General features: G+C 37.7%; 15 protein-coding genes, 1 pseudogene and 1 other annotated feature. Of the genes and pseudogenes, 2 read left to right on the top strand and 14 right to left on the bottom strand.

The window, feature by feature from the left end; translation table 11 throughout:
- Positions 1–27 precede the first annotated feature (27 nt).
- Positions 28–495 (bottom strand): hypothetical protein, encoded by a 468-nt coding sequence (locus BFL01S_RS03120; protein ID WP_025910331.1) that lies wholly within the window; start codon positions 493–495, stop codon positions 28–30.
- Positions 496–562: 67 nt separating this feature from the next.
- The gene (locus BFL01S_RS03115; RefSeq protein WP_061784837.1) at positions 563–976 is read right to left on the bottom strand and encodes an Lrp/AsnC family transcriptional regulator; all 414 of its coding nucleotides are present in this window, start codon (positions 974–976) and stop codon (positions 563–565) included.
- Between the two features lie 117 nt (positions 977–1,093).
- Between BFL01S_RS03115 and BFL01S_RS03110 the strand changes: the two genes are divergently transcribed.
- Both BFL01S_RS03110 and BFL01S_RS03105 read left to right on the top strand, forming a co-directional pair.
- Positions 1,094–1,852 (top strand): MBL fold metallo-hydrolase, encoded by a 759-nt coding sequence (locus tag BFL01S_RS03110; RefSeq protein WP_061784836.1) that lies wholly within the window; start codon positions 1,094–1,096, stop codon positions 1,850–1,852.
- Between the two features lie 163 nt (positions 1,853–2,015).
- Positions 2,016–3,044, top strand: coding sequence for a serine hydrolase domain-containing protein (locus BFL01S_RS03105; RefSeq protein WP_156474892.1), 1,029 nt, complete (start codon positions 2,016–2,018; stop codon positions 3,042–3,044).
- A 55-nt stretch (positions 3,045–3,099) separates the two neighbouring features.
- Here BFL01S_RS03105 and wrbA read toward each other — a convergent pair whose 3' ends face one another.
- The 12 genes and pseudogenes from wrbA to BFL01S_RS21210 all read right to left on the bottom strand — a co-directional run bounded on the left by wrbA (position 3,100) and on the right by BFL01S_RS21210 (position 12,490).
- A complete protein-coding gene (gene wrbA / locus BFL01S_RS03100) occupies positions 3,100–3,711 on the bottom strand; it encodes an NAD(P)H:quinone oxidoreductase (RefSeq protein WP_061784839.1) in 612 nt (203 codons plus the stop codon).
- 169 nt (positions 3,712–3,880) lie between these two features.
- Positions 3,881–4,489 carry a flavin reductase family protein gene (locus BFL01S_RS03095; RefSeq protein WP_061784834.1) on the bottom strand — a complete coding sequence of 203 codons (609 nt, stop codon included), beginning with the start codon at positions 4,487–4,489 and terminating at the stop codon, positions 3,881–3,883.
- A gap of 266 nt (positions 4,490–4,755) precedes the next feature.
- Complete coding sequence (locus tag BFL01S_RS03090) at positions 4,756–5,001, bottom strand: hypothetical protein (protein WP_061784833.1); 246 nt, start codon at positions 4,999–5,001, stop codon at positions 4,756–4,758.
- Between the two features lie 44 nt (positions 5,002–5,045).
- Positions 5,046–5,351: pseudogene (locus BFL01S_RS03085) on the bottom strand (MFS transporter); the annotation flags it as partial.
- Between the two features lie 94 nt (positions 5,352–5,445).
- Positions 5,446–6,018, bottom strand: coding sequence for a YdhK family protein (locus BFL01S_RS03080; protein WP_025910321.1), 573 nt, complete (start codon positions 6,016–6,018; stop codon positions 5,446–5,448).
- Between the two features lie 127 nt (positions 6,019–6,145).
- Positions 6,146–6,823: a response regulator transcription factor gene (locus BFL01S_RS03075; protein ID WP_061784831.1), complete on the bottom strand. Its 678-nt coding sequence runs from the start codon at positions 6,821–6,823 to the stop codon at positions 6,146–6,148.
- A gap of 1 nt (position 6,824) precedes the next feature.
- Positions 6,825–8,198 (bottom strand): sensor histidine kinase, encoded by a 1,374-nt coding sequence (locus BFL01S_RS03070; RefSeq protein WP_061784830.1) that lies wholly within the window; start codon positions 8,196–8,198, stop codon positions 6,825–6,827.
- Between the two features lie 174 nt (positions 8,199–8,372).
- On the bottom strand, positions 8,373–9,095 hold the full coding sequence (locus tag BFL01S_RS03065; protein WP_235859193.1) for an alpha/beta fold hydrolase: 723 nt from the start codon (positions 9,093–9,095) through the stop codon (positions 8,373–8,375).
- Positions 9,064–9,294: a hypothetical protein gene (locus BFL01S_RS20950; protein ID WP_224840117.1), complete on the bottom strand. Its 231-nt coding sequence runs from the start codon at positions 9,292–9,294 to the stop codon at positions 9,064–9,066. The genes BFL01S_RS03065 and BFL01S_RS20950 overlap by 32 nt, the downstream gene beginning before the upstream one ends.
- 60 nt (positions 9,295–9,354) lie before the next feature.
- Entirely contained in the window at positions 9,355–10,587 is a 1,233-nt protein-coding gene (locus BFL01S_RS03060; RefSeq protein ID WP_061784829.1) for an MFS transporter, read from the bottom strand.
- 55 nt (positions 10,588–10,642) lie between these two features.
- Positions 10,643–10,879: a binding site (T-box leader), on the bottom strand.
- Between the two features lie 70 nt (positions 10,880–10,949).
- On the bottom strand, positions 10,950–12,149 hold the full coding sequence (locus BFL01S_RS03055; RefSeq protein WP_061784828.1) for an MFS transporter: 1,200 nt from the start codon (positions 12,147–12,149) through the stop codon (positions 10,950–10,952).
- 209 nt (positions 12,150–12,358) lie between these two features.
- Entirely contained in the window at positions 12,359–12,490 is a 132-nt protein-coding gene (locus BFL01S_RS21210) for a hypothetical protein (RefSeq protein ID WP_257788887.1), read from the bottom strand.
- Positions 12,491–12,612: the final 122 nt, after the last annotated feature.

The raw sequence follows: 12,612 nt of genomic DNA, 5'->3' as shown, positions 1-12,612 counted from the left end.
TGTCTCAGTCTCTTTGCATTCAACATATTATTTAACAAGTATACTTCCTACGTATTGAGCAGTACCACTTGAGGTTGTAAAGGTAACTTCCAACACATATCTACCTGTACTTTTAGGCATTTCAAATTCTCGATTTTCATTCATTTTAAGTTCAACCTTTTGCTCTTCCTTCCAAAGATTAGCTGCTATAGTTGGGTTCGTCCAAATATCTCCACCGTTTTCTTTGTTTTCTTCAAAATCTAGAAATACTTTTTCATTTCTAGAAGCGTTAATGTCCTTTTGTGATAAGGCGAACTCCCAAATATCATCTACCGTTTTACTTACATCTCCGCTTGATGAAGCCCAGCTAATATTCGCTTCTGTTAACCTTACAGACGAAGCATTTTCTGCGTAGAGATGCGCCGTAGGTGGACCCACATCATAATCTTCAGCTATACACGCAGTGACGATAAAGATTAAAAACACTCCTATGCTTAACCAAGAAACTTTTCTCATCGTATCCCCCTGCTGCATTATTTGAGTTTTACATTCTGTATTAAACTATTCAGCGCAATTTTTTTAGTCAGCTTTTGTTAATAATTATAGACAGCTTATAGTTAGCATGACCGTTTAAAGATTCTAAAAATTGGTCCAGCTCTTGATTGGAAGGAAAATTACATTCTAATAGATAACAGCCGTCTCCGCTAATTTTATAGTTGTGAACGACGTAGTCACGCTGCGTGTTAATAAACGATAAATAAGGCTCATGATAAGGACTGGTTGTATAAATAGTGATCATTGCATGAACATGATAGCCAAGCTTTTGCTGATTTACTTTAATCGTATACTGCTCAATAATACCAGCGTCCTCTAACTTTAAGACTCTCGATGCAGCTGCTTGTCCAGTTAAATGTACCTTTTCACCCAGCTCTTTCATCGTAATCCGACTGTTTTTGGATAGCTCTTTTAGTATGGACAAGTCGGTTTGGTCTAACATAATTTCAAATCCTTTCATTAATCAAGTAAAACGGTGAAAACACTTGATTTTCACTATGTAATATTGGGTTACTTTTACTATAAACTATACGTAAATTAAAGAAAAGGAGCTAAAAACATGAAGATCCAACAAATTCGAAATGCAACTCTTGTTCTTACCTATGCAAATAAAACCTTTTTAATTGATCCTATGTTAGCGGATCAAAGTACGTACCCTCCATTTCCAAACTCTGTACGACAAGATCAACGTAATCCACTTGTGCCGCTACCAGTACCTGTAACACAATTATTAAATGTAGATGCAGTGATTCTCACTCACCTGCACTTAGATCATTTTGATGAGACTGCTAAAGAACTATTAGACAAAGAAATAAAGTTATTCGTACAAAATGAAGCGGATAAAGCTGAAGTAAAAAAAGCTGGTTTTACAAACATTGAAGTGTTAACTGAACAGACAAAATTTGCAGGCATACAGCTAATTAAAACAAAAGGTGAACATGGCCGCGGTGAGATTCTTAAGCTAACTGGGGAAGTGTGTGGAATTTTCTTTAAGCATGAAGATGAAAAAACGCTGTACGTTGCAGGTGATACAGTTTGGTATGAAGGAGTAAAAGAGAATCTCTCAGCCCACCAGCCAGACGTTATTGTTGTAAATGGTGGAGATAATCAATTCCTTGAAGGCGGTTCACTTGTGATGGGGAAAGAAGACATCCTGCATGTTCATCAGTTTGCTCCTAAAGCAACTATCATTTCCGTTCATATGGAAGCCGTAAATCATTGGACGCTATCAAGAGCTGAATTAAAGCTTTTTGCTACTGAAAAACAATTCAGTAATCATCTTCTCGTTCCAGAAGACGGTGAAGCTTACTCCTTTTAATAGATTAATGAGCCAGGTTTTTCAGAAGAACCTGGCTCATTTACACTTTTATCTAATGTCCTTCTCACATCATTTAGAAGGAAATCTCAATTACAATATGTAACTACATAGAGAAAGGATTAGATAATTTCAAAAGATCTGAACGATGGCGGAGGGAACTACATTGAATACGAATATTTTAAGCGTTATTAGCGATATCCAAAAGAAAGTTAACTTTTCTGGAAGTATTCTTATTAAAGATGAACACCATATACTGGCTGAAAGTAGCTACGGCTACGCCAATCGAGCTGACCAAATAAAAAATAGCCTTGCTACGCGATATGGTATTGCATCTGGCTGTAAGCTCTTTACAGCTATTGCGATTTGTCAGCTTGTAGAAGCAGGCGTCCTTTCGTTTGAAACAAGGTTAAAAGATTGCCTTGATATTGATTTTCCTCGTTTTGATGAAACCATTACTGTTCATCACCTTTTAACGCATACAGCTGGAATACCTGACTATTTTGATGAAGAAGTGATGGATGATTTTGAAGAGTTGTGGACAAAAACCCCAATGTACAAAATAAGAAACTTAGAAGAATTTCTTCCATTTTTTCAATATGAACCGATGAAGTATAAAGTTGAAGAGCAGTTTCATTATAATAATGCCGGTTATATCCTACTCGGCTTAATTATAGAGCAAACAACTCAGCTTTCATTTCATACATACGTAGAAAAAGAGATCCTACATAAAGCACATATGACAAGCTCTGGCTATTTTGAACTCGATGCTTTGCCAAATCATACAGCACTTGGCTACATTGACTTTCCAGACGACAAGTGGAAAACAAATATTTACTCCCTTCCTGCTAAGGGAGGTGCAGATGGCGGGGCGTTCGTAACGGTTTGTGACATGAACCGCTTGTGGAACTCTCTTTTGAATCATCAGCTACTCAGTAAGAAATATACTACGCGTTTGCTTACCCCTCATACTGAAACCAATAATGAAAATAGTTTTTATGGCTATGGGGTGTGGATAGAGAAAAGAGAAAGAGCTATTTTCAAATATCATATTATGGGTTATGACCCAGGGGTTAGCTTTCACTCTGCTTTTTATCCAAAGTGCTCTGTCACTGCAGTTATTTGCTCAAACAAATCACATGGGGCCTTTCCTATCATGAAAGCTGTTGAAGAAGAATTTTTCAACTCTTATTAAATGCTTATGTAAATAAAAAAGCTCAACGTCTAATTAACGTTGAGCTTTTACGCTATTATTGATTGCCTTGCTTTACCCATCCAGCTACTGTTACTGTACGCTTTGCTTGATGCTTCACTGTTGCTTCCACATCTTCAACCATTTTCCCATTTTGATCAACCGTTACGCTTGTTCCGTAAGGGTTCCCACCTGAACTAAAAATGACTGGATCTGTGTATCCTGGTGATGCAACAAGCGCGCCCCAGTGATGCATTGTTGTGTATAGAGATAAAAGAGTTTGTTCTTGACCACCGTGTGCGTTTTGTGCAGATGTCATCGCACTAACAACTTTGTTTGCTAATTTACCGTTAAACCACAGTCCACCCGTTGTATCTAAGAACTGCTTAACTTGTCCTGGTACATTTCCGAAACGAGTTGGAATGCTAAAGATAATTGCATCAGCCCACTCTAAATCAGCAAGTGTTACTTCTGGTACAGAAGATGTTTCTTCTACGTGTGCTTTCCAAGCTGGATTTGAATCAATTGCTGCTTGTGGAGCTGTTTCAGGTACTTTTAATACTTTTACATCTGCACCTGCTTCTTTTGCACCGTCTGCTGCCCACTGCGCCATTTGGTAGTTTGTACCTGTTGAACTATAGTAGATAACCGCTAATTTTACATTTTCCATTTTTTCTTCCTCCTTAGTCGATGTTCCAAATAATTTATCTAAAAATCCCATTTTTCTTCACCTCTATATGCGTATTCATACCGCTGTTTCATCTGGATGAGTAAAATCACCCCCTTAAGTCGGTATTCTGTTTTATTTCTAAGATGTATTGTTTCTCATTGAACTGTTATTATTCTGGTCGTGCAATTGTAAAAGTCTTACCAAGCTTAGCGTAGTCATTGCCGGCTAAGCGGCTAACAGCTTTAAGACCGTGTGGATCAATTCGCCCTTTATCATATAGCTGATCTTCAATGTGATACTGAACAACTTTTCCAATAAGCAAGTCGGTACTTGTTTCTTCACCTTCTCCTAATGAAATTGCCTGTTCAAGTATGCATTCAAAGCGAATTTTTGCTTCTTTTACCCCAGGTACCGAAATTTTTTCACTTTCGGTCAACATTAATTTAGCTACTTCAATCTCACTTTCGTCAGCCGGCAGGTTAGCTGCCGTCATATTCACCTGCTCGATATTGTCTTCATCGACGATGTGAATCACAAATTCTTTTTTCTCCATAATGTTTCTTGCCGTATCTTTCATTTCGCCGCTTTTACGCTGAACTGAAATCGAGATCATCGGCGGGTTTGCAGAGACAATATTGAAATAGCTAAAAGGTGCTGCGTTAATTATTCCGTTTGTTGACTGAGTTGTCACAAAAGCAATCGGTCTTGGAATAATGCTTCCCGTTAGAAACTTATAGTTTTCTCTTTCCGTTTGTGCAGATGGATCAATTGATAGCAATGAACTCACTCCTACTTCGTTTTACTATTTAATTCCACGGTCATAAAATGCATAAACGCCAATCTCTATATCATAATTCTCGAATTCGAGATATTTGTCGAAAAAAATATGCATTTAACTTTTGTAAGCTGTAAAAAGAAGTTGTTATTATCTTGAATTCGAGATAATTATAAAACGAATGGTTATCTTCTGTCAACATTAATTTAGCAGATATTTCTTAAAAAAGCGATAAAATAAGTAGCAAACACTTATGTTTACTACTTATTTTATCGAACTACTATCACTCTTTCTTTCCAAAAGAAAAAGTACTCACTTCGTAAAAGTAGCCTCTTCATTGCTTTTGGTAACAAGATACTTCCTAAAATTCCTGTTAATTCATATATCAGTTGTTGATTATATTTTCCAATGAAATAACCAATTGTCCCAATACAACAATCATACAATAAGACATTTGTAATCTGCTTTTTAGAAACCGAAGTAATCAATATTTTAGAAGGCGTCACAATACGCATTGGTGTCCCTCACTTCTTGTTGTTATGATGACTTCTTATCAGCAATAGTACCACCAGAAGAAAATTGTAAATAATACGTTAATAATACCGATTGCTAGAAACGCTGCGCGCCAATCGAAATGCGTAATTAACACCGCAACCAGCGGTGCACCGGGTACATTCGAAAACTTGGCAGCAGAATCAAATAATGAATTTGGTAAGCCTCTTTCATTTGGTGGAAACCATATAGATGTTGCTTTAGAAGCTGCTGGAAATGCTGAGGCGCTCGTAATTCCAATTAGAAATCTTACAAGATATAAAAGCAGCTTTCCTTGTAAAAAAGCCATCGAAATAGTAAGGAGACTCCAAAGGTGCCAACACTTTTTCCAAAGTCATAGGTTTGAAATTATACTCAGACCTAAGGCGTAGAAAAAAGCATAGGCTTCAACCTATGCTTTGTTATTTTTATTCTTTTGTAAGCTCGCTTTCTGTGACCCACTTATGATTTTTTACTTCTTGACTGTCAGTGGTAGACGTGTAATCTACCATGTATACCGTTGTTTTCTCAGCAGAATCAATCGTTGCTTCTGCACCTTCCATGCCTTCCATATGATTTGCTTCAAGAACCACTTTTGTTCCTGCTGGTATCTCTTCTTCACCCGCGTCTTTTATTTCTTCCTGAATGACCCACTTATGACCAGTTACTTTCTCTCCGCCGTTTGTAGGCGTGTAAGATACCACATATGCTGTTGTATCATATGCACCGACAATGGTTGCTTCTGCACCTTTCATCCCTGGCATATGATCAGTTGTCAGCGTTGCTTTACTTCCCAATTCATACGTTGGGCTTTTAGCTTCTTGTAAACCTTCTGGTACTTCACCTGAGCTAGAATGATTCATATGTGCATGATCTTCTTCTTTTTGCTCTTGTTTTTGATTATCTTCTGAATTCATCTCTTTGCTCTCATCGTTGTTTCCTGCACATCCGGCTAAACCAAGCATTGTCGCTAGCCCAATCAGAAATAGTGATTTTTTCATCTTCATCCCTCTTTTACAAATTTCTCATTCGCTATCTAGATTTTTACGAATGGTTTAACGATATACGTTTAGTGTAAAAAAGAAGTGTGCAGATTTTATGAAGAAACACAATTTATTGTGTGATTATTTATGAAGCGTCCCATTTATATCCTACTCCCCACACAGTTTGAAGATGTTGCTCGATTGGGAAACCAGCGCTTCTGAGCTTTTCTCTGACGTTACGCAGATGGGAATCAACTGTTCGCCCTTCAATTTCCGTATCATAGCCCCAAATGAGCATAACTAAATCTTCGCGAGGAAAAACGCGATTGGGATGCTTTAAAAATAAGCAGAGTAGCTCAAATTCTGTTTTTGTCATTGAAATGCTTTCACCAACATAAATAACTTCCCTGCTTTCTTCATTTACGTAAAGCTCCTTATAGGAAATACCTTTCTTTTCTACACCTGTTCTTCTCAATACAGCCTGTATTCGAGCCAGTAGCTCTTCTTCGCTAAAAGGCTTTGTAATATAATCATCCGCTCCACTATTTAAACCTTTTACAACATCCTCAGTTTGGTCTCTAGCAGTCAGCATGATGATAGGGACTTTAAACTTGGCTCTGATTTCTTGACAAACTGTCCATCCGTCTTTTTTGGGCATCATCAAGTCGAGCAGCACTAGCTGAATCATTGGGTTCTTTTCTAGGTACTTTTCTACTTCTGTAGAATCTTCACACTTCATGCATGAAAAACCATGTGGAGCTAGATACAGCTCTAATAAATCCAGCATTCTCACTTCATCGTCTACTAATAAAATCGTAGGCATATTAACGCTCCTTTGGCAACGAAATGCTCACGGTTGTTCCTTTTTCTGCTATGCTTGTCATCTCCACTTTTCCACCGTGCGCTTCCACAATATCTTTTACAATCGATAACCCTAAACCGTAGCCTCCATTCTTCCGAGACCTTGATTTATCTACGCGATACAATTTATCAAACACATATGGTACATCTTCACTCGGAATTCCCACTCCGTAGTCTTGAATGGACAGCTTGACGCGCCAATTGTCCTCTTCAACGCTTATTAAAATCTTTTTTGTTTCAGAATATCTTAAGGCATTATCTATAACGTTTATAATGACTTGCATAAAGCGCTCTTCATCAATTAGTACATTTACATACTTTGGACAGTTCACCTCAATATGAACATTCTTTTCGCTTAGAGCTAATTGAAATGCTTCACAAATTTTAGATAAATAGGACTGAAGCTCAACTTCTTGCTTTTCAATGAGAAACGTATTTTTATCTAAACGAGCAAGCTGAAATAAATCTTTTACAAGCTTTGAAATTCTCTCAGCCTCTTCCTCAATGACCCCTAAATATTTTGTGCGGTTTTCTTCACTTGTTTCATGGCGCTTTGCAATGTCTGCATAGCCTTTTACATACATCAGCGGCGTTTGCAATTCGTGCGAAATACTGCTCAAAAACTCGTTTCTCTCTTTTTTCAAGCGCTGCAGTTCATTCGCAAGCGCTTGAATGGATGTTCCTAACTGTCCAACCTCATCACGAGAATGAGCGCCAAGTTTTACCGTCAAATGCCCTTGGCTAATCTTTTCTGTCGCTTGCTTCATTTGTACTAAAGGTGCCGTGATTAGTTTTGATAAAGCAAAAGTTGTAACAACTGCAAATACAATTGAAATAATACCAGCTATGTAAAAGTGATGCTGGAGACGATCAATCATTCCTTTGATATCTTTCGTATCTTTAAACATATACACTGTGCCAACTTGATTATCATTTACTTCAATTGGAGAAGCTGTTGCAATATAGGGGGAAGTTTCCCAATCTCTTTGCAAAATTTTCCCCTCATAAGGGAGCTTCTTATCTCTCCACTCATTCACAGCCGCTTTTGCTCCTGTAATAAGAGGTGTTGAAGCACTCAAAACTTCCCCGTTTATGTTAGTAATGACAACATCCGTATCGGTTTCTGACTCCATTAACGCGACGTGACTAAGCGTTATGGAATCACGGTGCTGCTCTAATACTTCTCGGTGGCTATTCCCTCTTACTCTTAAACTCTCTAACTCTTCTGAGATGCGAGTGTTCGCTAACCCCGTATATAAATAGAAAAATAAACCTGCTTCAATAATTAAGATAAAAACTAAAAACAATAGTCCTAATTTAATGGATACTTTATTCACTTCTTTCACTTCCCCTGTAAATGTACATCTATTATAAAGGATAGATATGGAGAAAGTGTGCAGACTTAAGTTGAATTAAATACGAAATTAAGATTCACACCTATACTTGATGTACCCTATTAATTTGTCTAAAAAGTAAATACTGCTCTGAATTTTAATTTGGTGTCGTTCCCTTTAAAAAAGCTTTAGCTCGTCAACTATTTCACGAGAACGTGTCCAATGAAGGTAGTGATGTCCGTTCAACATCACCACTTTATTATGATGCTGCTTTGCAATTTCCTGCTCATAAAATGATAGTGTTGATTTACCGTTTGTTTCTTTCTGAAAGTTCTTAGCAAAAATTAAGACTGGTACTTTATTTGGAATCGTTAAGGATTCTGTTTTATTCACGTTTCTTTCTGTCTCATTCATTTCCATAATGATGTTTTTGTTGTATCCTTTTATGCTGGTCTTTGCCTTTATCATTTTTAACTCTCGGCTGGAATACATCCCTGGTTCAGCGATAGGTAAATAAGACTCATCATCAAGCTCAACTGCTAGACGAGCAATCCCTGTTGGAGCGACAAATCGAAAAATACTTGGCATCGTTGAGGGAGCTTCACCAAAACACCTCAGCATCTTTGGTAACGTTGGATCAATGCCAACAATGGCTTCCACTTCATCAGGATAGTGATTGGCATAATACATTGCATAAATGCCTGACACCGAATGAGACATAAGAATATATGGACCTTGTATGTCTGCTTTTTTCAATGGATTTCTTACTTCTTCAACAATATTTTCAACCGATCGTTCACTCTCTGTAAAATCACTCCAACCATAACCAAAAGGCTCCACAACTACGACTTTGTACGTATGTGATAACTCAAAAATCAACAGCTGGAGCAGGTGTTCCAAGGCCAGCTAATAATACAATTGTTTGTTTCCCTTTACCTTTTTGATAGATATGCATCTGCTTTCCCTTTACTTCTACAAGCTCTCCTAATGGTGGATATCGTTTGTCTTCCACAACAGTCAACACTTGATGCAAGGTTATCCATGTTACACACGCTACAGCTAAAGATATACTTACTCTTTTTATTATTTTTTTAAACATATAAGCCCTCCTACGATTTAACTATTAATAAAACGTTTGAAGACTCATTTAGTTGCTTATTCATGTACTCACTTTTTCTACACTAACGTTTTTTCTTTGAACAAGTACCCGTAAGCTACAAGTCCATACTGTCAAAGCTACAATAATCATTAAAGCAGCTCCTATTATAACGACCAAGCGTATGGAGATCACTTCTACTAAAATGCCAAACAATGCGGTTACAATAATAATACATAGACTTTCTACTAATCCATATAGGCTTCCAACTCGCCCCATTATTTCAACTGGAATATACGTTTGATAAAACGTATAAAATGCCGCGTTCGCAAATGCCATTGCAAACGATATCAAGGCGCATCCGCAGGCAGCTATAAAAAATGTAGTTGAATTTGTAAATAACATATACCCTCCAGCTGTTAGCATGCTCCCCATACCAAGGAGCCAAGATGTAGGAATTTTTTCAACTATTATGGTATTAAGAAGCGCACCGATAAGTACACCTCCACCAGCTATGCTAACCAATAGTCCATACTCTCCCTCTGTTAAACCTAGTTCCTTTACTGAAAAAGCAGCTTCGAGTGAATCAGTTGCGGTCATCAACACCGTCATGAAACTAAAGAGTAAATAAATAAGCATAACTCCCACTGCGTGCCGGCTAAAAGAAAATACAAGATGCCAATCCTGTTTAATCATGTAAAATGATAACCTTTGAACCTTTTGTGTAGTAAACCCCTTTGGCTCTATATTTGGCACAAACCAAAGCAGCAGCGCCGAAAGCACTAATGCGATACTGTTAATGCAAATAGCAGTTGCTGGTGTACCGACCATCACTAATAAACCCGCAACGGCTGGTCCTGTAAAAAATGCTCCTGCATCAAGAAGACTTCTAAGTGAATTGAATCTTTTACGCTTCTCTTCTGGTAAAAACTTTGTTATATACGCCATAGATGTTGGTTCATACGCTGCGCCTACAGCGGTTGTAATTCCAACCAGTACATAGATTACGAGAAGTGAATTTGAAAAAGCCAACCATAAAATAACAGCGGCTTGGATCAGGTTTAATCCAATCATTACGTGCTTTTTGTTTAAACGATCAATGAGACTCCCAGCCCATAGGTTCGTTAACATCGCAGCTGCTGCTCTAACAATATAAAGAGTTGAAACGGCTAGGGCTGAACCAGTGATTTGTAACACAACTAAGTTCAAAGCAATAAAGTAAATCCAACTCCCGATTCCTGAAATGCCAATACTTGCTAGAAGTAATAATCGTCCGCGCAATTCTGTCTTCTTCATTAATTCTCTCCTCCTTTAATCCATAAAAAAACTCGCCCCCAAGACATAATACTGTCTTGGGGGCGAGTTTTTACCGCGCTGCCACCCCAGTTTATTGACATGTCACCACATCAATCTCATCAGGTACAATCATACCTTAGCTCTGTAACAGGAGCACCCGTCATATCATCCCCTCATCGGTTCCGATATGCCTCTCTGAGACTTGATTCAACAAATTAGCTTTGACCCGTTTTCAGCTACCGGGTTCTCTGTACAAAGCTTACTTATTTACTCTTCTCTTCATCGTGTTTGAATTTTCTATATATTACCACAAACTATTAAAATATGCAATTAAAAAAAGAAAGAGAATGCGCTCTTTCTTTTTATTTATTCGCAAGTGCGCTTTGTTTTAGCGTACGCTTTTGCCACACCATCGTAATACCAAGCGTTACAAGTAATAAAACAAAACCTAGTACAAATGGATACATAATTTGCACATCAAATAAAACACCAGCAAGAGTTGGACCTAAAACGTTTCCAATACTCATATAAGCATTATTCATTCCCATTGCAAACCCTTGTTCATTTCCGGCCATTTTTGAAATAAGCGTATTTAAGACTGGACGAAGAATAGACGTTGCAAGGAAAATAATAAGCGAAATGACAAAGAATAAGCTGTAGCTCCCTGTGAATAGTGACAATAGAAATCCAAGTGCTGCCACGCCGATAAAAATGTTTAATACCGCTATTTCACCAAATATACGAACGATGCGATCTACTAGAAACAGCTGTACAATCACGCTAACAATCCCTGTTGCTGTAACCATTAAAGCAATTTGCTGTGGCGTAGCCCCATACTGTTTATCTAAAAATAGACCAAGAACTGACTCATACGCCATTAGCCCAAAGCTCATCACAAGAGTAATAACCAGCGGTATAAAATAAGGCATCTTAACAGAACGTGCTAGTTTCGAAACCATAGATTCATTATCTTGAATAGCTGCTCGTGCTGCTGTAGCTTCTTCTGTTTCACTATTTTCTAATAGCATCATTGAAAATAAAACAGCTACAAGAGATACAAGTGCTGAGACTAAAAATGGAATCTTCAAGCCAAAATCAGCTAAAAAGCCACCAAGTCCAGGCCCAATTACAATTCCTAGAGACATAGCCGCTGATACAAGACTGTTTCCTTTTGCACGCTGCCCCATCGTTGTAATATCCGCAACATATGCAAAGATAGCAGGAATAAGTAAAGCTGCACCCACTCCACCAATGACGCGAGATGCATAAAGTAACCAAATGGAATTGACTGCGTAAAAGATAAACATAGACAGCGTTAAGCCAGCAAGTCCATATATAATCATTTTTCGTCGTCCGTATTGATCGGACCACTTTCCTGCAATTGGTGAAAAAATAAGCTGAGCACCTGCAAAAATAGCAATCATTAGCCCCGCTGCAGTTCCCCCCTGATTAATTGACTGTAAATAAGCAGGTAAGATTGGAATAATGATTCCAAAACTTCCAACCGCAATAAATATATTAATCATTAAGATAATGATTTTTTTTCTTTGTTCTCCCGACATTCGAGCTGTCTCTCCTCCTATTAGAACACAAAAATAGCATGCTACAGCAGTATACTTCATGTTCATTTTTTTCTACACGTAGTATAACTTATACTGATAGACATGCTGTTGTCAATTAGTTAATTTATTCTTTTTTTCATATAATAAGCGGTAGCGCCGTTAAGAAACGAAGCGCTACCGCTTATGTATGACGGGATGCTGAACATGTATCAATTTGCTTCTCGTTTAATATGTCTAATCTTTCTTTGAGACTGCTGAAACAAATAAACAAGGTAAGAATGTAATTCGAAGCGATCACCTTGAATGAAGTCACCAAACATTAACTTTTCCTGTTTTACCATTTCTGTTTCATCTCCTCTACTGTTCAATTAACCACAAATATTTCCTATCCATTATGTTTATTTTATTAGCCATTCTTTTTCAATTAAATAATGTTGTGAGAGCAATCAGCTCTTCTGCTTTC

It is taken from the genome of Priestia flexa NBRC 15715 (assembly GCF_001591565.1).
In the GTDB taxonomy this organism is placed as follows: domain Bacteria; phylum Bacillota; class Bacilli; order Bacillales; family Bacillaceae_H; genus Priestia; species Priestia flexa.
This window is presented reverse-complemented; position numbering and strand designations above follow the sequence as displayed.